General features: G+C 44.8%; 20 protein-coding genes. 18 read left to right on the top strand and 2 right to left on the bottom strand.

Features of this window, described 5'->3' with window-relative positions:
• Window positions 1-48: 48 nt before the first annotated feature.
• The 14 genes from NO352_RS06270 to NO352_RS06335 all read left to right on the top strand — a co-directional run bounded on the left by NO352_RS06270 (window position 49) and on the right by NO352_RS06335 (window position 12,842).
• Window positions 49-1,821: an ABC transporter ATP-binding protein gene (locus tag NO352_RS06270; protein ID WP_289355083.1), complete on the top strand. Its 1,773-nt coding sequence runs from the start codon at window positions 49-51 to the stop codon at window positions 1,819-1,821.
• Window positions 1,814-3,553, top strand: a complete 1,740-nt coding sequence (locus NO352_RS06275) for an ABC transporter ATP-binding protein (RefSeq protein WP_289355084.1) — start codon at window positions 1,814-1,816, stop codon at window positions 3,551-3,553. The genes NO352_RS06270 and NO352_RS06275 overlap by 8 nt, the downstream gene beginning before the upstream one ends.
• 178 nt (window positions 3,554-3,731) lie before the next feature.
• Window positions 3,732-3,941, top strand: coding sequence for a hypothetical protein (locus NO352_RS06280; protein ID WP_171417775.1), 210 nt, complete (start codon window positions 3,732-3,734; stop codon window positions 3,939-3,941).
• A gap of 30 nt (window positions 3,942-3,971) precedes the next feature.
• Entirely contained in the window at window positions 3,972-4,673 is a 702-nt protein-coding gene (locus tag NO352_RS06285) for a hypothetical protein (RefSeq protein ID WP_289355085.1), read from the top strand.
• The gene (locus NO352_RS06290; RefSeq protein WP_289355086.1) at window positions 4,673-5,863 is read left to right on the top strand and encodes a glutathionylspermidine synthase family protein; all 1,191 of its coding nucleotides are present in this window, start codon (window positions 4,673-4,675) and stop codon (window positions 5,861-5,863) included. Before NO352_RS06285 ends, NO352_RS06290 begins: the two co-directional genes overlap by 1 nt.
• 35 nt (window positions 5,864-5,898) lie before the next feature.
• Complete coding sequence (locus NO352_RS06295; protein ID WP_171417779.1) at window positions 5,899-6,546, top strand: hypothetical protein; 648 nt, start codon at window positions 5,899-5,901, stop codon at window positions 6,544-6,546.
• Window positions 6,543-6,932, top strand: a complete 390-nt coding sequence (locus NO352_RS06300; protein WP_289355087.1) for a DUF350 domain-containing protein — start codon at window positions 6,543-6,545, stop codon at window positions 6,930-6,932. The genes NO352_RS06295 and NO352_RS06300 overlap by 4 nt, the downstream gene beginning before the upstream one ends.
• 380 nt (window positions 6,933-7,312) lie before the next feature.
• Window positions 7,313-8,032 carry a thioesterase II family protein gene (locus NO352_RS06305; protein WP_268599280.1) on the top strand — a complete coding sequence of 240 codons (720 nt, stop codon included), beginning with the start codon at window positions 7,313-7,315 and terminating at the stop codon, window positions 8,030-8,032.
• Between the two features lie 346 nt (window positions 8,033-8,378).
• Window positions 8,379-8,588, top strand: coding sequence for a hypothetical protein (locus NO352_RS06310; protein WP_268599279.1), 210 nt, complete (start codon window positions 8,379-8,381; stop codon window positions 8,586-8,588).
• A 28-nt stretch (window positions 8,589-8,616) separates the two neighbouring features.
• A complete protein-coding gene (locus NO352_RS06315; protein ID WP_289355088.1) occupies window positions 8,617-9,717 on the top strand; it encodes a hypothetical protein in 1,101 nt (366 codons plus the stop codon).
• On the top strand, window positions 9,717-10,907 hold the full coding sequence (locus NO352_RS06320; protein WP_289355089.1) for a glutathionylspermidine synthase family protein: 1,191 nt from the start codon (window positions 9,717-9,719) through the stop codon (window positions 10,905-10,907). Before NO352_RS06315 ends, NO352_RS06320 begins: the two co-directional genes overlap by 1 nt.
• A gap of 2 nt (window positions 10,908-10,909) precedes the next feature.
• Window positions 10,910-11,551, top strand: coding sequence for a hypothetical protein (locus tag NO352_RS06325; RefSeq protein ID WP_163979729.1), 642 nt, complete (start codon window positions 10,910-10,912; stop codon window positions 11,549-11,551).
• Between the two features lie 286 nt (window positions 11,552-11,837).
• Window positions 11,838-12,347 (top strand): GNAT family N-acetyltransferase, encoded by a 510-nt coding sequence (locus NO352_RS06330; RefSeq protein ID WP_268599275.1) that lies wholly within the window; start codon window positions 11,838-11,840, stop codon window positions 12,345-12,347.
• Window positions 12,348-12,365: 18 nt separating this feature from the next.
• Window positions 12,366-12,842 carry a GNAT family N-acetyltransferase gene (locus tag NO352_RS06335; protein WP_289355090.1) on the top strand — a complete coding sequence of 159 codons (477 nt, stop codon included), beginning with the start codon at window positions 12,366-12,368 and terminating at the stop codon, window positions 12,840-12,842.
• A 426-nt stretch (window positions 12,843-13,268) separates the two neighbouring features.
• On the opposite strand, the gene NO352_RS06340 is transcribed toward NO352_RS06335, so the two are convergent.
• Both NO352_RS06340 and NO352_RS06345 read right to left on the bottom strand, forming a co-directional pair.
• Window positions 13,269-13,586, bottom strand: a complete 318-nt coding sequence (locus NO352_RS06340; RefSeq protein WP_268599273.1) for a hypothetical protein — start codon at window positions 13,584-13,586, stop codon at window positions 13,269-13,271.
• Between the two features lie 208 nt (window positions 13,587-13,794).
• A complete protein-coding gene (locus NO352_RS06345) occupies window positions 13,795-14,883 on the bottom strand; it encodes a cohesin domain-containing protein (RefSeq protein ID WP_268599272.1) in 1,089 nt (362 codons plus the stop codon).
• 249 nt (window positions 14,884-15,132) lie between these two features.
• On the opposite strand from NO352_RS06345, the gene ant(6) reads away from it, so the two are divergent.
• From ant(6) to NO352_RS06365, 4 genes are all read left to right on the top strand, one after another.
• Window positions 15,133-15,987 (top strand): aminoglycoside 6-adenylyltransferase, encoded by an 855-nt coding sequence (ant(6), locus tag NO352_RS06350; protein WP_268599320.1) that lies wholly within the window; start codon window positions 15,133-15,135, stop codon window positions 15,985-15,987.
• A 494-nt stretch (window positions 15,988-16,481) separates the two neighbouring features.
• Window positions 16,482-16,940, top strand: coding sequence for a DUF5412 family protein (locus tag NO352_RS06355; protein WP_289355091.1), 459 nt, complete (start codon window positions 16,482-16,484; stop codon window positions 16,938-16,940).
• 155 nt (window positions 16,941-17,095) lie between these two features.
• The gene (locus NO352_RS06360; protein WP_289355092.1) at window positions 17,096-17,557 is read left to right on the top strand and encodes a hypothetical protein; all 462 of its coding nucleotides are present in this window, start codon (window positions 17,096-17,098) and stop codon (window positions 17,555-17,557) included.
• Window positions 17,558-17,681: 124 nt separating this feature from the next.
• On the top strand, window positions 17,682-18,188 hold the full coding sequence (locus NO352_RS06365) for a GNAT family N-acetyltransferase (RefSeq protein ID WP_289355093.1): 507 nt from the start codon (window positions 17,682-17,684) through the stop codon (window positions 18,186-18,188).
• The last annotated feature ends 684 nt before the right edge of the window (window positions 18,189-18,872 follow it).

The raw sequence follows: 18,872 nt of genomic DNA on the forward strand, positions 1-18,872 counted from the left end.
CACCCGAATTTCATTAGCTCTGGGTAATAAGGAAGGGAGATGTGCATCATGGCAACGACACCATTGCCGTTTATGCTGCGGGTGGTACAGAAGCAGCGCGCTAAATTAATCGCTTCCTGTATCTGCTCCGCGGCAAGCTCCGTATTTGCTTTGGTTCCGTACGTGCTGGTGTTCCGCATCACGGATCTCTTGCTGCGCGCGACTGTGGAATGGCCAGACATACGTTGGCACGTTCTGATGGCCTTCATTTCGATATTGCTGCGATTCATCTTGATGGGGGCTTCGACGATGCTGGCGCATGCCGCAGCATTTCATGTGCTCTATGATTTGCGTGTGCGCTTGATCGGTAAGTTGGGTAAGCTGCCGCTTGGCTTCTTCAGTGAACAGCACTCTGGACGTGTGAAAAAAATCGTAGCCGATGATGTGGAGCGAATCGAGTCCTTCATCGCCCACCATCTTCCGGATTTGACGGCGTCCCTTGTGGCACCGTGCTTAACGATTGCATACTTGTTCAGCGTCGACTGGAGACTTGCGATCGCCGCCTTGCTGCCGATACCAGCAGCCTATGCGGTTCAGGGCATTATATTTTTGCGTGGAAAACGCTCAGAGGATATGAAACAGATGCATCATTTATCGGAAACGATGAACGGTGCGATTGTTGAGTTTATTCATGCGATGCCTGTCATTAAATCGTTTAATCAAACCGTGCATTCCTTCGCCCGCTATCGCAACTCTGTTGAAAGCTATGCGGCCCTGTGGGGGGAGATTGCGCGAAAAAAAACACCGTTGTATACGCTGTTCCTGCTTTTATTGGAATCGGGATTGCTGTTTATTATGCCGCTGGGAGCATGGTTGTACGTTCAGGGCAATGTGACCTTCCCTGTGCTTGTATTATTCCTGCTGCTCGGTGTCGGCTTAACTGCACCGCTGCGCCAGATTTCTACCTTGGCCCATATGATGCAGAACAACATGGAAGGGGTTCGGCGTATTCAACAGATATTAGCGGAAGAGGAGCTGTCATCCTCCATGTCCGTCTGCACGAGAAACATGCCAACCCAATTCGATATTTCCTTTCAAAATGTCACGTTTGCGTATAAGAACCGGCAGGTGCTACAAGGCATTCATTTTACGGCAGAGCACGGTAAGGTGACCGCACTCGTTGGGCCTTCAGGAGCGGGCAAGTCAACAGCAGCTCAATTAATCGCGCGTTTCTACGAGGTTTCGAGTGGAGCGATTCAGATTGGCGGGATTGATATCCGCTCGATCCCACCAGAGCAATTGATGGATTTGGTGTCATTTGTGTTCCAGGATGTACCCGTCGTGAGTGATACAGTAGCAGCTAATTTGCGCATGGGAAAAGAGGAAGCTCAGGATAATGAACTGATATCTGCCGCTAAAGCCGCGCAGGCGCATGAGTTCATTATGGCGCTGCCAAACGGCTATCAGACGTTGATCGGAGAGGGCGGCGTGCACATCAGCGGCGGAGAACGACAGCGCATTGCAATCGCACGTGCCATTCTGAAGGATGCTCCGATTCTTATCTTAGACGAAGCCTTTGCATTCGCAGATGCGGAAAATGAAGCGAAAATTCAGGACGCGCTCAGCAGACTGGTGCATCAACGGACCGTCATCGTGATCGCGCATCGACTGTCTTCGATAACAGATGCCGATTGCATCGTCGTGATGGAGGATGGATGCATATCCGGCATGGGCACGCATGACGAACTGCTTGAGCACAATCCGCTGTATGCCCGCATGTGGAAGGCGCATCGCGAAGCGGACGATTGGTCGTTGGAAGGAAAGGACGGGGCCTATGTTTGACACAATCCGCTTCATAACCGGTCGTTCGGGAGCCTTATTCACTCGAGCAACACTTTTCACCATTTTTGAAATGGCCGCAAATGCCGCGCCAATGGGACTGCTATACGTAGTATTGATATCCTTGTTCAACGGCACGCCTACGTTTCTTCAAATTGGCTGGTGGCTGGCGATTCTGCTGTTGTTATTTTGCGTACAGGCGATATTTGCAAGTATGGGGCAGATTGATGCACAGCGCACTGGCGCATTAATTATGAAGGATGTACGCCTGCGTCTGGGCGAACATTTGCGCAAGCTCCCGATGGGGTACTTTTCACGGAAGAACCAAGGGGAGATTAGTCACACGCTCTTGGCAAATGTAGATGAGGTGGAAATGATTCTGACGCATCTATTCAATCAATTTATCGGGGCGATTACGCTGCCCGTCGTAAGCGCACTGTTCCTGTTGCTTGTCGATTGGCGTTTAGCGCTCGCTGTATTTGTATCCGTGCCCTTCGCCTTGCCATTATTATTCTGGTCGCAGCAGGTAATGGGAAAGCGCAGCATGCAGCGACAATCAGCAGCAATAGCTGTAAACTCGCATCTATTGGAATACGTGCAGACGATCCGCCTGATGAAGGCTCACAATCAAACCGGTCAGCGATTTATCAGATTAGAGCAAGCCATGGCGCGGCTGCGAGATGACAGTATCCGAGTGGAGGCGATGACTTCGCCTGTCGTCATGCTGTTCTCCATCGTGCTGGAGCTTGGATTTATCCTGCTGCTTATGATGGGCTGCTACTTGCTGGAAGGCGGCTTTATTGACGTCTCTGTGCTGCTCATTTTTCTGGTTGTCAGCATGAAGTTCTATCAGCCGCTTCGCGCAGCAGGCGCTTCACTGATTCAAATTCGCTATATGACCTCAGCAGGGGAACGCATCAGGGACATTTTTGAAGAGAAGCCATTAGTAGAGCCTGTTCAGCCCCAGCTTCCGCAATCATACGGAATAAAATTTGATCATGTGTCCTTCAGTCACGGGGATGCTGAAGTGTTACAGGATATTCATTTGCATATTCCTGAAAATAGCCTGACCGCAATCGTGGGGCCTTCCGGTGCAGGCAAGTCAACGTTAGTGGGATTAGTATCCCGTTATTGGGATGTGACGAAGGGAGCTGTAAAAATTGGCGGCGTAGATGTGCGTGCGATAAGAAGCGAGGAACTGTTAAGCCGAATTAGTACGGTGCAGCAGCAGCCATATCTTTTCAATGAAACGATTGCAGCCAATATTCGGATGGGCAAGCCGGATGCATCGGATGAGGAAGTGGTGGAGGCGGCCAAGGAGGCCTTTTGTCATGACTTCATTATGAAGCTTCCGCGCGGTTACGATACGATCGCTGGAGAAGGCGGAGCAATGCTCTCAGGAGGAGAAAAGCAGCGAATTGCGATCGCTAGAGCCATTCTGAAGGATGCTCCGATCATCATTTTGGATGAAGCGACGGCCTCGCTGGATCCGGAGAACGAGATGCATTTGCAGCGTGCAATTAACAAGCTGACGCAGTGCAAAACAGTGCTCGTCATTGCTCACCGCTTGAAGACAATCCGCGGAGCAGATAACATCGTTGTGATGGAGCAGGGTTGGGTTGCGGAGCAAGGCACACATGAGGAACTGCTTGCGCAAGTAGGCACGTACCATCGCTTATGGCAAGAGCAGCAGAAGATTGGCGGCTGGAAGATTGGGGGAAGAGGGGGAGCCTAAAAACGAGATTTTTTAAGAGGAGAAACCGTACTAACGTAAAATGGAGTCAGTCCATTTGCGTTAGAACGGTTTTTTTACATGCAGGAAGTACGGTTCCGGTCTACATTTTTTACACTGAGATGGTATACTAGTTAAGCTAATAGGTATATTTTATCCTTTATAGTGAGGGGAACTTGTCATGCAATCAAATATCCTGATACTTGAGAAAATGCCTTCAGGGGAACTGGTGAAAATAGACGAGCGTGCATGGACTTCCAGTATGGTTCAGTTGCTTGAACATGCGAATTATTTGCTCGTGAACGATGTGGAGTATGAGATGCTGGAAGGCCGACTTAATGTGAACACAGGCAATTTTGAGTTGCTCGTTGAGTCAGCTCGAAAGCCTTGAAAATAGATAGCGGAAAGCAGGTAACGATCAATGGAACGTAATGAACAGGAGCAGAAGTCATCAAGCCAAGAACCCGAATCCTGTGCGACCCCGGCCAAGCCGCTTAAAGTATTAAGTACATCCTTGGGCGTTGCCTTGGCTGCCAATCTGCTCATGAGCTCATCCGCGATGGGACAACAGAGTGCGGCTCAGTCTGATCAGGCGAAGCTGGTTGAATGGTCGACGGAGGAAGTGAAGCAATATTTCGATGCCAATATGGACTGGAACATACCATTGCCGGAAGAAGAAGAAATAGGGGACAATGCCAGCAGCAGCACGAGTGGCGGAAGTGGATCATCTGGTGGAAGCAGTTCGTCAAGCGGGACATCTCATCATACCTATGTCCATCACGGCGGAGGATTTGGCTGGGACGACATGCTGCTGTATCACATGATCTTCAATCGAGGAAACGCTTATTCCTCTTCAAGCTGGTCGTCAAGCGGCAGTGTGTATGATACGCGAACGAATTCAACTTATCGTGCGAAGTCGTTCTCCTCGGATAGTTTTCAGAACCGTCCTGTCGTGAACTCGAGGGTTCGTCCTTCTACATCGAATGGGTCAGGATCTATTATTCGCAGATCGGCTGTCGGATCAAGCAAGTCGAGCTCCTCATCGCCTGGAGGGATCGGGGGCAAGTCAAGCAGCTTTAGTTCTTCGAGCAGCTCGAAGAGCGGAGGGTGGTTCGGCGGATAATGGGATTTGAAGTCATCGGCCAGCCGCATTCAAATCGAGCTGAACGCGTTGCGCAATTGGCAGAGCTCGGATTCGACTGGGCGAATATTGAAGAGGAACAATACTGGGTAGATCAAGTCATTGCCATCAATGCGGGCATGAGTCAGGAGCTGCTTGTTGTGTCAGCGAAGCTGTGGAGCATCTTTGACAAGGCAGCCCGGTTTATAATTGGCCGTAGGGATTTATATGAATTATTATCCATTCCGGAAGTGCTGTGGGATGGCTTGGATCGGATTCAGCCCAATGCATTCGGCAAGCTGAGTCAATATGCCCGTTTTGATTTTGCTGTTGATCACAGTGGGGCAATTAAGCTTTTGGAGCTGAATGCGGATACCCCAACCGGGTATGTGGAAGCAGCAGTCGCCACACCGTGGATGTGCAAGCAGTACGGACTCGAGACGCCGAATAGCGAAATGTCGAAGCGAGTGAAGGAAGCTTGGGCGAGTAATCCGCCTGAATATGCTGCATGTGTAGGATACGGCGAGCATGCAGAAGATTCGGGTACGATTGACATGCTCGTTAAGCATTCCGAATTGCCGATACGCTGCATCGATTGCCTTGATTTATGGGTGGATCAGGGTGAACTGAAGGTGGAGGAGCAAACGATACGCAGTCTGTTCGCGCTGTACCCGAAGGAATGGATGGCCATTGACGAAGGTGGGGAAGCGCTTGCTTATTCGATTGAAAATGGACATACAACGATACTGAACGCTCCGCATGCGATCATTTTGCAATCGAAAGGTTTGCAGGCAGTTATCTGGGCCATTCACGAGCTTGGGTCTGAACTGTTCACGCAGGAAGAGCATGCTGTCATTGCGCATTACATGCTGCCAACCTACAACAAAGCTGTCTTTGACGGCAGCTACGTATCCAAATCGATGTTCGGCCGCGAAGGCGGATCTGTGCGGCTATTTGATTCGCAGGGAAATGTAGAAACCGAGGATACAGATGGGTTTGATACGAGCCGATTCTTCAGCAGAGTATTTCAAAAGCGTGCCGATATGGCCAAAATTGAGCTGCATCACGGCTCCTTTCATTTGCTGACCGGCGTGTTCGTGATTAATGGGGTGCCCTGCGGGATACTCGGCCGCGTTGGGGGGCTAATTACCGGGAACAACAGCCATTTCATAGCGATTGGAGTGAAAAAATAAGAATGGGCCGCAACCAGAATCACGGGAGTCGGAATATGAATGTAATTCGTGCGCAACAACGGAGACAACGAAAGATTAACAATCTGTTGGCGCTCGGTATTTTTGCTTGTATTATTATTTTTATCGTGTACGTCATAAAGCTGGGTGCAGAAGAGAACGACTATTCAACAGAGTTGGATACGGCAACGGTACCATGGGATTATAAGATTGAGAGTGCTAAGGTAGGAGACATCATCGGAGGAGATATGACGATTCTGCCGGATAATGAACTGCTTCCGAATGACAACCATTATGCGACTGGCGATCAAATATGGACACTTAAGTACATGACGGCCAACATGCTTCCTGTGAATGAGAAAGGGAACGATGTTAAGCTGTCCTCATGGGAAGCGATTAAATCGTATTCGTCCAAGCAGGCGGCGGAAAGAGATTTGAAGGAGTTAAAGCAGAATCTGAAGGCCGAGGTCGACTTAGTAGGGGTGTACAAAACAGAGTATCAGGGCAAATTCCGTCAATTTGCTGTTATCACACTGCCATCCGGACATACGGTGAAGCAGCCGATTGATGATGTGCGTTATAAGAAGTTCAAAGACAAGAAAAAGGTCAACGTGCTGCTGGAGGAAGTTCATGATTTTGTGGACTATGATTTAGCGATGGCCAAATTCCGGGGGTGGGCAGAATGATAATGATGAATATCGCAGTAGGTATTCTTACGATCATGGCGCTGCAGTTTGTAGGCATGTATATTTTCAGCTTGCTGACGCCATTTAATGATTTCGAAGAATTGAAGCAGGGCAATGTTGCTGTTGGTCTTGCGATGGGCGGAAAATTTATGGGTACGGCTATCGTGCTCGGTGTGTCCGCATTTACGAACTCGTCCATTTTATATATGGCGCTTTGGTTTGCCGTGGGGTATATTTGCTTGATTGCAACATATTTATTGTTTGATCTCATAACTCCGAAAATGAGTGTGTCAGAGCAGCTGAAAAACAGAAATGTAGCAGTTGGCGTTCTGCTATGCTTTCTTTATATCGGGATGGGATTCGCAATCAGCAGCTTGATTATTTAATAGCTTGAATGCATAAGGACTTCCTTTATAGAGAGTACAAGGAGACGGACTCTTTCAGCGGGAAGTCTTTTTTTCATGATTGTTGTCGCTGTCAATGTTGATTGAGCTGTACGTTCCTCTATAAATGGATGATTATTTACACGGGATGAATTGCCTCGCTAACGGGAACCTAGTAAACTGTATACAGGATATGGAAAAGGCATGGAGTACGATATAATGAAAGTTTCTGTGCAGGTTACAGATTAAGGGGATAGAAATGTTTCAAAATGTTTCATTCTTGGGGCGAACGGGCATGGCAGTGCTAATACCAGCACGACCGTAAAGTTCTAGCGATATCAATGCTTTTATAGATATAAAGCTATATATTTTAGGAGGTAAAGATGAAGCCAGCGATGAAATTATTTTGTTTCCCGTATGCAGGAGCATCTGCCATGATTTATAACAAGTGGAAAGCGCATTTGGCCGAGGGCATTGAACTGATTCCTGTAGAATTGGCCGGCAGAGGCAAGTATTATGGAACCCCGTTCTATGACAGCTTCGAAGACATGATCGAAGACGTGTATCGAAAGATCGAAAGTCAGCTTGATGACGGCCCCTACTCAATATTCGGACACAGCATGGGAAGCTGGATTGCTTATGATCTAGCGCATAAAATATCGGAGCTTAAGCAACCCTTGCCTGAGCATATCTTTTTCTCCGGGCGAAGAGCGCCGCATATCGAAAGCAGACGGACAAAATATTACGAGCTCCCGGACGATGAATTTCTGGATGAAATTTATCGATTAGGGGGAACGCCCAAAGAGCTGCTCGAAAATAAAGAGCTATTAATGATGTTTCTTCCTGTATTGAGGACGGATTTCAAACTTGTAGACTTGTATCAATATAAAGAGCGTCCGAGCAAGCTTTCCTGCAACATTTCTGTATTAAGCGGGGAAGCGGATGCGATCTCATTGCCAGATTTGCATGCTTGGAAGCAGCACAGCTCGGCCGACTGCACCGTACATATGCTTCCAGGGGGCCATTTCTTCCTTAACGAGTACACCACGCAGGTAACCGATATCGTAAACCGTACCTTACTTCCTATACCGATAATGCAATAATGGATAGAAGCTGCTGTAATGATGATGACCGACGTCTGATTAAAGGCGTCGGTCATTTTTTATTTGGATTAAACAAGGTTCGACCATTTAGAAAGAAACGATTTGATTCATTATTAGAATAAGGATTCATAAGTTGACAGTTATCAATTTCTCATTTGAAGAGAGATGAAATTGGTGGTTAAATGTAAAATATTAACTTTAATTTTCTTGTGTAAAGCGATATTTCATTGTAAATAGAGTCTAAATAGCAAAAAAAGAAAATTTTTACTTAACATTTTTTCGAGAGGTGATATACTAATTGAGGAATTTTGGTGGAAGATCCATGATTATGATAGGAGAGAAGAGCATGCAGACCAAAATGATCATATTTGAAAAGACCTCTTCGGGCGAACTAGTCTTGCTCGATGAGCGGGAATGGAACGCTGCGATGATTCAATTGCTGAATCACGCCAACTATTTGCTCGTGGAAGACATGGAATATGAGATGCTGGAAGGGCGCTTGAATGTGAATTCAGGTAATTTCGAGCTGCTCGTCGAAGCGGTACATCAACCATGAGTAAGCAGCAATAAGGGGGCTGGATGGAATGGGAGAGAAAGAGAAAGAACATGTACATGCGCAGGATGACTGCCATCTATGTGCGGATCAACAGAAGCAGCTAAAAGTATTGAGCACATCGCTTGGCGTTGCCTTGGCTGCAAACCTGCTCATGATTCCGTTCGGAACGGGACAAGCAATTGCCGCTCAGTCGGAATCACCCCAATTGACCGAATGGTCGACGGAGGAAGTCAAGGTCTATTTTGATCCTAGGGCAGACTGGAATATCCCTTTTGTAAAAGAAGAAAAGAAGGCGGGACAAACTAGCGAAAGCGTACCTTCTTCAAGCGGGACGAACGGAGCGGCTGGAACGGCTGGATTCCATGGAACTGGTGAATCGTCTCAACCGATTGTCATCCGCGATGGAGGATTTGGCTGGGACGATATCCTTTTGTACCACATGATTTTCAATAGTGGCAGACCCTATTCTTCGTCCAGTTGGGCGACAAGCGGGAAAGTTTTTGATACTCGCACGAATAAGCCTTATCGAGCAAAATCGTTCTCGAGCGATACTTTCCAGAACCGACCTGTAGTGAATTCGAGCGTACGTCCGTTTACCTCGAAGGGTACGGGAAGTGTGACGCGCAGAACGCCGAACGGAAGCGGTACCGATAAAGCGAAGGCCGGCAGCACTTCTGTCAACGGCAGCACGAGCAAGTCGCCAACCAAGAGCGGCAGCGGCATCGTGTCTGGAGGAAAATCATCAACAAGCAGCAAATCGAAGACCGGCAGCAGCTCGGTGAGCCGAGGTTCAACGAATCATTCATATCGCGTGAGCGGCAGCGGATCAGGAACCAGCAGCAAACCGAAGACTTCGGTGAGCCGGGGTTCAGTGAATCATTCATATCGCGTGAGTGGCAGCGGATCAGGAACCAGCAGCAAATCGAGGTCCAGCAGCAGCTCTGGATACAGCAGCTCATCGACTCGCAGCAGTTCCGGTTATAGCAGTTCTTCAAGCCGCAGCAGTTCGTCATTCGGATCTTCTAAATCCAGATCCTCATCCGTTGGCGGTATCGGTGGGAGATCAAGCGGATATAGCTCCTCAAGTCGTTCTTCAAGCAGCTCCTGGAGCGGGGGGTTCGGCGGATAATGAAATTTGAAATCTTGGGGCGACCGCATGCCGATCGCGCGGCACGCGTAGATCAACTGAAAGAGCTTGGATTCACATGGGCCGATATCGGAGAGGAGCAATACTGGATCGATCAGGTGATCGCGATAAGTGAAGGCATGGCTCAGGAGCTTTTGGTCGTATCGGCCAAGCTGTGGAACATTTTCGATAAGACGGCGCGCTTCGTTATCGGCCGTAGGGACATATATGCATTATTATCGATACCGGAAGTGCTCTGGGATGGCTTGGATAGGATAGAACCGAAGGAATTCGGCAAGCTGAGCAAATATGCGCGCTTCGACTTCGCCATAGATGATGAGGGCGCGATAAAGCTGCTGGAATTAAATGCAGACACCCCTACAGGATATGTGGAAGCGGCGGTTGCGACGCCTTGGATGTGCGAGCAATACGGACTAGCTACGCCGAACGTTGGAATGGCAGGACGAGTAAAAGAAGCTTGGGCCGATGAGCGGCCGGAATATGCGGCTTGTGTCGCGTATGGTGAGCATGCCGAGGATTCAGGAACGATCGAGATGCTGGTCAAGCATTCGGAGCTGCAGATAAGCTGCATTGATTGCTTGGACATGTGGATCGATGAGGGAGAAGTCAAGGTGGGACAGCAGACAATACGGAGCCTGTTCGCGCTGTATCCAAAGGAATGGATGGGTATCGACGATGGCGGAGAAGCGCTCGCTTATTCGATCGAGACAGACCGAATCAAGATCCTGAATTCCCCGCATGCCATCATTTTGCAATCGAAAGGCCTACAAGCTGTCATATGGGCCATTCACGAATTGGGCTCAGAGATGTACACACAGGAGGAGCATGCCGTTATCGAGCATTACATGCTGCCCACCTACAATAAGGCCATATTTGATGGAAGCTATGTGTCCAAATCAATGTTCGGGCGCGAAGGAGGCTCCGTACGCTTATTCGATGGACAAGGCAACATGGAAGTCGAGGATAAGGACGGATTCGATACGAGCTGCTTCTTTAGCCGCGTATTCCAGAAGCGGGCAGAGCTGGCAAGCATCGAGCTGAGCCACGGCACGTATCGGCTGCTGACGGGGATATTCGTCATTAATGGTGTCCCGTGCGGAATTCTGGGCCGTGCCGGCGGGTTAATCACAGGCAATAACAGCCAATTCATCGCGATTGGAGTGAAAAAATAGTCATGAGCCACAAACCCTACAATTCTCGTAAAATATTGACGATGGTAATAGCAATCGCCATCATTATTTTAGTCGCAAATATGTGCAATCATCGTTCAGAAGAGCGGGCGGGCAGCGGTAAGAGTACTGCCAACGTGAACGCAACGACGGTACCGTGGGATTATAAAGTCGAATCAGTCAAGGTTGGCGATCTCATTGGTGGAGACATGACGCTTTCCCCTGATAACGAGCTGCTGCCGAACGATGGAAATTATGCAACCGGCGATACCATATGGGCGCTGAAATACATGACGGCCGACATGGTCATCAAAGACGGCAAGCGTAACGACGTGCATCTGTCCCCATGGAAGGCGATCAAAACCTATCCTTCCAAGCAGGCAGCGGAAAAGGAACTGAAAAATGTAAAGCTCAGTCTAAAGGCAGAAGTGGAATTGATTGGCGTATATAAAACGGAATATCAAGGGAAATACCGTCAATTTGCGGTTATGACGCTGCCATCCGGGCACACGATCAAGCAGCCGATCAATCAGGAACGGTATTCCAACATGAAAAATAAGAAAAAGGTTGCGGTATTGCTGGAAGAAGTACACGATATGAACAACTACGACCAAGCGATGGCCAAATTCAGGGGATGGGCAGATTGACGTTCAGATGATAAACAGTGAAATGGGATTGATTCCGAGATGTATCCTCTATAAAACTGCATTGCTCCCGTTAGATGGAATGTAGCGAAAACATACGCAATCTCGTAACTCGTAATCTATCACGGAACGAATGAGTTAGAGCGATTTTGGACTCGAATCGAATAGATCATGGTCTGGCCGAAGAGTGCATTCTTTTTGCCAGGCCTTTTCATTTACAAGGAAAAAAATGACTGATACATCGTCTGCGTATATATTATAATAACGCTTATAAAGAGGAGGAATCCATGTGACATTCAATATAAGACCAATAACGGAACAAGACATCCCATTTCTATGGATAACGTTATATGAATCCTTGCATGTACCTGAAGGCAAAGAGCCGTTCAGTCCCGATATCATACAAGAACCTTCTATTTCAAAATATGTGGAAGATTGGGGCAGGGAAGGCGACTTGGGATATATTGCAGAAAATGCCGCAGGCGAACCCATTGGCTCTATCACGGTGAGATATTTTAGAGAAGGTAACCCAGGGTTCGGATATGTCAGCAGTGAGGTGCCGGAATTGGGGATGGCCATTTTACCGGCTTATCGCGGACAAGGATTAGGAACTTCCTTAATGAAGCAAATGTTTGCTGGATTGCGTGAACAGAGGATTGACCGGGTCTCCTTAAGCGTAGATCCCGAGAATGCGGCAGCCGTGAAATTGTATCAGCGATTCGGGTTCAAGCCAGTTGGTGAGGTGGGTACGTCCATCACAATGCTAGCTCAAGTAATACATAGCGTACATAATAATTAGACTAGCATGGGGAGATCTATGATGAAAAAACTATCTATCCATCCTGTTACGCGGGATAATTGGGAGAAAGCCCTTCAGATCAAGATTCATGAGGAGCAGGTGCCCTTCGTTCCTTCCATTTATGAGGCATTAACGTATGCATATATTAAGCCATGGGATGAGGCGCTGGATCCTTTTCTTATATGTGATGAAGATATTACGATCGGATTTTTCTACATCAGCTATACACCGAATAGCGCGGATAATTACTGGATAGGGGGCCTTCAAATCGATAAGTACCATCAGGGAAACGGCTACGGCAGACGGGGATTGGGAAAAATCATTGAATTCATTCAAGTGAATCATCCCCTGTGCAGGCTGATCTCCTTGACGGTCGAGCAGGACAACAAGCGGGCTCAGCGGCTTTATGAAAGCTTCGGCTTTGTAAACCAACAAGAGCATAATCAAGACGGTGAAGTCATTTATCAACTTATTCTTGAAAGAAGTAACGTATAGAACCGCAGCTCGTGTCACATCTCTTTTCTTCATTTTCAGGATAGCCAAGACTTTGACGTTCATCCGATCCGGCTGTATGCGCGGGACAATCAGGTGAAAACGTATCAGAAATATGCGGACATTCAGATGACACGGTAAGTTAATCATAAAGCTGCCCTCAAAATAATCATAAAGGAAGATGCCCCATAAAGCTGGAATCGCCACGATTGCTTATCCGTGATTTACGGAGAGAAGATTGGCTTGATGTACATGCATACGCCTCCAATCCTGAGGTAACGAATCGGCATGAAGCAGGAAGGGCATATGAGGGAGCATTTATGGAGCAAAGGGGAGTATCATGATTCATACGTGTTCTCTATATTTTGGAGCACGATTACGATACTTCGATGAAATCCTGAAAGCTAACCTTTTTAATCGAACAGATGTTTATCGGCGGCTCGGACCAATGTTCCAGATGACTTGTCCTGTATCGGCGTCTATTTTGATTGAAATATCATAAAAGTGTTTGCTGTACCCTTCCATCCAGTCTACTACATCCTCCGAATAGAACCAAAACGCGAGGATGCGGGAATCAGGCTGTTCTGGAGGTTGCTCCTCCCGACAGTCGATGGAACACTTGCTGAGATCCAGACCTAGTTCATCCGCTTTCGCTTGAGCCGCTTCGATTGCCTTCACTAGATGAGTGGTATAGGTACGGTCGATGTTGAAGATGCTGTTTGGGAACTGTCCATTTTCACATGTCATTGTTTACCCTCCAATTCATAACTCCACGGAAGCCATAGTAAAAGATTCCACAATATTTATTCTATAGTAGATGCTAGAGAAACGGGATCGTATGTCTGCAAATAAAAAAGAAAAAACTGACGCCGGATTGACGCCGACGCCAGTTGCAGCTTACCCTACGGAGGTTTCTTATACGGGAAACCTTCCGTGAGCATAAGTTTTTTCGTTATTATTTATTGAAATCATAGTTTGGATTTGCCAAAATCTCTTGTACGAGTTTATTAAGATCCACATCGCCGATAGAACCAGCTTGTCCTAACAAATCTTTCAAATCGGTAGAAAGATTGGACTTATCATCCTCATAATAGTAAGCGAGTTGTCCCAAGTGTTTCAGGCTAAAATCCGTATTGGCGTTCGCGATAACTTCAATCGTTTTCTCGCCAACATTCTCAGTTGCCAATGTGAGTTCGGTTTTTCCATTGTCCGCAATTTTCGCTTTGGTCGCATCTACCTTGCCTTTTCCCAAGCCGATTGCCTTGAATTTTAGATGTAAGAGAACGCCGTCGCCATTGATCCCGTTAGCTTTCCCCTTACTTGCCGTAATAAACCGCAATGGATCATCACTGTGATGCACGATCATCATTTTGTCAGTCGTTTCGAAGCCAACAAGTTGAAAACGAGTTTTGTCGTAGTCGATCGTAAAATCTTCTGCATAAATATTTTGCACGTTGTTTAATGCTAGCTGCACTGTAAATTCTTCGTTAAGATACACGCGATCTGAAACAGACGTAACGTCCAGAACCGGTTCAGTAAAAGGAATGTCAGGGTTGAAAGGTTTCAACTCAGCCGAAGCCGGAAGATCGATTCCTTGAAGAATAATAAATTCATTATCTTTATTGTTAATAAATTGCACGGAATGTTCTTTATCGGACAATCCGGTAACCTCATATTTCAGTCTATGTGTATAATCCGAAGGTCCTTTTAAGGAAAGTGTTTTTGCCTCTTTACCATCAATGATAACCGAAATATTATCCGAGGCAGTGCTATAATTAATCGAAATGATACGGAATGAAGTGCCTGTAAAGTTAAATTTAAAGGCGGCATCTTTAGCGACGGTTTCAAATTCGATGCCTCCATATTCGTGCCATCCTTTCCCGGAGTAAGTAATCTGAGGAGACTTATACGAATATCTTGTCCATCCTTCTTCAGGCTTCACCAATGTCTCCCCAACCTTCGCCGCCCCGAAAACCGTTGTCACTGGGATCATTAAAAATAACATCAACCCAGCCAAAAAAGCAGAAAGCATTTTTTTGCCCACAAACAAAACCCCCTATATATATTGAAAAGATTAACAATGCAGGGTACATTCTACCGGAAAGAAACTAACATGAACAAAACAATATTTGATTTATTCAATATATATTTGTAAAGGATTTCGAGATTGTTTGATAAATTGACAAAATAATAGTATTCATTCGAGTTTTTTATACAGGATATGATGTTTGTAAAAATTAAAAAAATATTCTAATTTCATGTGCAAAAGAAGGGAGAATTGAAATTGAATCTATTGAGAACGGAACGCGAAATGATGGACATGTTTATCGAGTATGCCAAGCAGGATGATCGTATCCGATTGGTAACCTTGGAAGGTTCGCGCACGAACAAAAATATAACCCCCGATACCTATCAGGATTATGATATTTCTTATTTTGTGACCGATCTCGATTCTTTCAAGGCAAACGATCAGTGGCTGGATGTTTTCGGAGCTCGTTTAATGATGCAAAAGCCGGAGGACATGGTACTGTTTCCGCCCGAACTAGGAAATTGGTTTTCCTATATCATCTTGTTCGAGGACGGCAACAAATTAGACCTGACGCTGATCCCGCTGAACGAGGTCGAGGCTTATTTCGCTGATAGTGACGGCTTGGTTGAGGTGCTGCTTGATAAGGATTCGCTTATTACCAACGAAGTCGTGCCGAACGATCGCCAATATTGGATTAAGAAGCCGACTGCAAGAGAATACGATGATTGCTGCAATGAATTCTGGATGGTGTCGACCTACGTCGTAAAGGGATTAGCGCGAAAGGAAATCCTGTTCGCCATTGATCATTTGCACGAAGTCGCCCGGCCTAATTTACTCAGAATGATGGCATGGCATATCGGTGCGGAGCATGGCTATACCTTCAGCGTAGGAAAAAATTATAAATTTATCGATCGTTACCTGACAACGGAAGATTGGGAAACGCTACTATCAACCTATGCTGAAAATAGTTATCCAAGCATGTGGAAATCCTTGTTAACGTGCTGTGAGTTATTTCGGAAATACTCGAAAGCCGTGGCTGAACATCATGGATATCCGTATCCGAATTATGATAGAACCATTTCGGGATACATGAAAGGAATTTACGAATCGTTGTCATGAGACTGCTGCATACAGAGTGATGATCAAGAACCATATGAATGGCGATGTAGTTTCTGCAAAACAAATGAAGTCCATGAGTCATCCTAATACGGACACATTGACACGAAGAGAATAATTTTCGTTCCGTTTACCGAAAGGATCGGCGACACTTTTGTCTACCTAATGGTGTCATTTTCTATGTGAGATGATATTTCCAATGGTAGATAATGTCGGTATACTAGGGGGAAGCGAGCAGGTTCAGTATAAATATGGAAAAGGACAGTGACAAAGAGTTATATCGTTTTCAGGCATACCTAACTCAGAATGCATAAGAGGAAAATGAGCACAGTCCTCAAGAACCTACGAACCAAGGAGGATAGGGGTTCATACATACCTGCATTTTTGTAGATGTTCGTGAAATTCGTAGATATCACTGAATATGAGGTATTTGTGAACTTCGCAAAAAAGACGTTATCTGAAATTAAAGGCAAGTATATTTATTAGGAGACTTTTGTATGGAGCAGCCAAATGATTGGCTTTCAGAGAACCAGGTAAAAGAACAAATTAAAATAATTAGAAAGAGATCTATAACAATTGCAATTGTGGCGGTGTTAGTCATTTTAGGTATCGGTATATTTTCGTTAGCTCAAGTTGTCGAAACTTCATTGTGTGGAAATCAAATAATATATCGAGAAAGTCAACCACAAAACGGAAAGTATGAATTGGTGTTGTTTACTAGGGATTGTAGAGCTACAACAGGTCACAGTTATCAAATGTCAATAATACATAAGGGAAAAGAATTGGATAACAAAGAGGGTAATGTATTTTCATCTTATGATGGATTTGAAGTTTCTCATTACAGTGTAAAGTGGATTGATAAGAATACTATTGAGTTAGTGGTTGTCAATACAGAGAAAATAAAACGAAGCAAAATAGAATATAAAGGGATTAGGATAATATATAAATCTCCTTGAAAGTAGTTCGGGATGGACTTTGACATCAGATAACACCGTATTCACGTATCGGACCAACCGGCCCTCGATCCGACCGAGGGGCTTCGGCGAAGCAGTCGGACACATCCGACTCCGTCAGCGTCGTTGAATACGGGAACGTTAACTGAAATTGAGGTATGGATAAAAAAGAATATTATAATATTTCAAAACTTATATTTAGGATGATGAAAGTGTTTATTGTCAAAGCATCAAACGGGAAGTATCAGTGGATATCAGGAATATTTAAAGAAGAGAAGGAAGTTCAAAAATACATTGAAAATATACCAACAGACTTGAAGGACTGTCAGAAATTAATTGAACATAAGAACTTGAATTACCCGTTTTACCTAATTGAAAGTGAGAATGAATTTGAGTACATAGTGGTAGACGAATTGTTAAGCATGATCGATGGAATTGGGTTGGAAGAAGACAATAATAAGGTGTACTTCAATATTTATCTAATAGAATCGGATTACAGGCCTAATAAACCAGGGACAGATTATATGGGGGTAATTAAGCATGAGCACGTAACGAATGATTTTATAGAATGGTACAAGAAAAAGGGAAAAAGTTTTTTAATACAAAGAGGGATTCTATAAGCGTACTCAATGATGATCGCAACATCATCAGTAAACACCATATCTACGCTGTGGGCTACGCCCTTGGTTCGCAAGAAGAGGAAGGCAGAGAGGATTCGCAAGAACATTAAAGGAGATGAAAAAAATGAATATTGAAATTACTCAAATTAACAAGGATCAGAAAGAATTATTTTTGAACCTATATAATTTTTATTTATATGATCTATCTGAATACACAGGTGATGAACTTAGAGATGATGGAATGTTTGATCCGACTAATACTTATTTATATCTTGAACGAAGTGAGTTGTTTCCTTACTTTATTAAGAAAAACGGTAGAATTATTGGATTTGTATTGGTATGTTCACCTCCATTCGTAGATGAAAACATAGATTTTGCTATACAGGAGTTATTTGTTTTAAGGAAATATAGAGGAAAGAATATTACTAAACAAGCAGTTGAATTAGTTTTAGGAGCATTAGAGGGGATAATCAGAGTAGAACAGGTAAAGGTAAACAATTCGGCAGTTAGATTTTGGAATAAGTTTTATGAGGAACATAGCATTTTAAAGTTATCAGAGAAAGAGGAGTCTTTTGAGATTGAAGGATTAGAAGGTATCCATACCATAATTAAACAAGAATTTAGAATCTAATATCTGAACGTTATAAGAAATTGACGCAATATACTTAATAATAGCAAGCTCATAGAGGAGGGTTAATGTATCAATTTGCAAAGTAAGTTTATAAGGGAAATAAAAATACATAAAATAAATCTAATAGTATTACTAGGATCATTGATTATTTTATTTTATATATTTTATGTTATTGTACCATACGCTGATAATAAGGGCTTTTTTAATGAGAATGAAATACCAAATAAAATTGAAGCATTTAAATATTCAATAATATGTTTCCGTATCCTGATTGGCTATTTAGTATTTGTAATATTTTATTTCCGTAAAATTACATTTTTGGCAAGTTTGAATTATCCTTGATTCTTATTAATTTTTATGTTGGTGCATTTCTTTCATTACTAATAATGGGTGGCGCAATATTATGGCTAATGGTATTTTCATTGTTCTTTGCACTAATAGCACTTCTCTTACTTTTTGTAAATGGTATTTATAGGGATTATAAGTACATCAAAAATAGAAAAAAACTGCAGATACTTGAATATTCGAAGAAGGCGCCCACAACTTATAACATTATATCCACGCATCGATCCATTCGACTCTCGGCCCAGCAGGGGCATTTCGGGAAGCGGCTGCAGCGCACTGGCTAAGTCCATCGGGGGCTTGTGTCCCTTTAAGCCAGTAAGGTTTCGTGAATACAACAAT

It is taken from the genome of Paenibacillus sp. S-12, assembly GCF_030363895.1.
GTDB lineage: Bacteria > Bacillota > Bacilli > Paenibacillales > Paenibacillaceae > Paenibacillus_B > Paenibacillus_B alvei.

Excerpts from the sequence above, each read along its gene's own strand:
- NO352_RS06365 (WP_289355093.1), top strand. The coding sequence starts at position 17,682 with ATGAATATTGAAATTACTCAAATTAACAAGGATCAGAAAGAATTATTT.
- NO352_RS06275 (WP_289355084.1), top strand. The coding sequence starts at position 1,814 with ATGTTTGACACAATCCGCTTCATAACCGGTCGTTCGGGAGCCTTATTC.
- NO352_RS06340 (WP_268599273.1), bottom strand. The coding sequence starts at position 13,586 with ATGACATGTGAAAATGGACAGTTCCCAAACAGCATCTTCAACATCGAC.
- NO352_RS06295 (WP_171417779.1), top strand. The coding sequence starts at position 5,899 with ATGAATGTAATTCGTGCGCAACAACGGAGACAACGAAAGATTAACAAT.
- NO352_RS06315 (WP_289355088.1), top strand. The coding sequence starts at position 8,617 with ATGGGAGAGAAAGAGAAAGAACATGTACATGCGCAGGATGACTGCCAT.
- NO352_RS06335 (WP_289355090.1), top strand. The coding sequence starts at position 12,366 with ATGATGAAAAAACTATCTATCCATCCTGTTACGCGGGATAATTGGGAG.
- NO352_RS06290 (WP_289355086.1), top strand. The coding sequence starts at position 4,673 with ATGGGATTTGAAGTCATCGGCCAGCCGCATTCAAATCGAGCTGAACGC.
- NO352_RS06355 (WP_289355091.1), top strand. The coding sequence starts at position 16,482 with ATGGAGCAGCCAAATGATTGGCTTTCAGAGAACCAGGTAAAAGAACAA.
- NO352_RS06325 (WP_163979729.1), top strand. The coding sequence starts at position 10,910 with ATGAGCCACAAACCCTACAATTCTCGTAAAATATTGACGATGGTAATA.
- NO352_RS06360 (WP_289355092.1), top strand. The coding sequence starts at position 17,096 with ATGGATAAAAAAGAATATTATAATATTTCAAAACTTATATTTAGGATG.
- NO352_RS06285 (WP_289355085.1), top strand. The coding sequence starts at position 3,972 with ATGGAACGTAATGAACAGGAGCAGAAGTCATCAAGCCAAGAACCCGAA.
- NO352_RS06280 (WP_171417775.1), top strand. The coding sequence starts at position 3,732 with ATGCAATCAAATATCCTGATACTTGAGAAAATGCCTTCAGGGGAACTG.
- NO352_RS06305 (WP_268599280.1), top strand. The coding sequence starts at position 7,313 with ATGAAGCCAGCGATGAAATTATTTTGTTTCCCGTATGCAGGAGCATCT.
- NO352_RS06310 (WP_268599279.1), top strand. The coding sequence starts at position 8,379 with ATGCAGACCAAAATGATCATATTTGAAAAGACCTCTTCGGGCGAACTA.
- NO352_RS06300 (WP_289355087.1), top strand. The coding sequence starts at position 6,543 with ATGATAATGATGAATATCGCAGTAGGTATTCTTACGATCATGGCGCTG.
- NO352_RS06320 (WP_289355089.1), top strand. The coding sequence starts at position 9,717 with ATGAAATTTGAAATCTTGGGGCGACCGCATGCCGATCGCGCGGCACGC.
- NO352_RS06270 (WP_289355083.1), top strand. The coding sequence starts at position 49 with ATGGCAACGACACCATTGCCGTTTATGCTGCGGGTGGTACAGAAGCAG.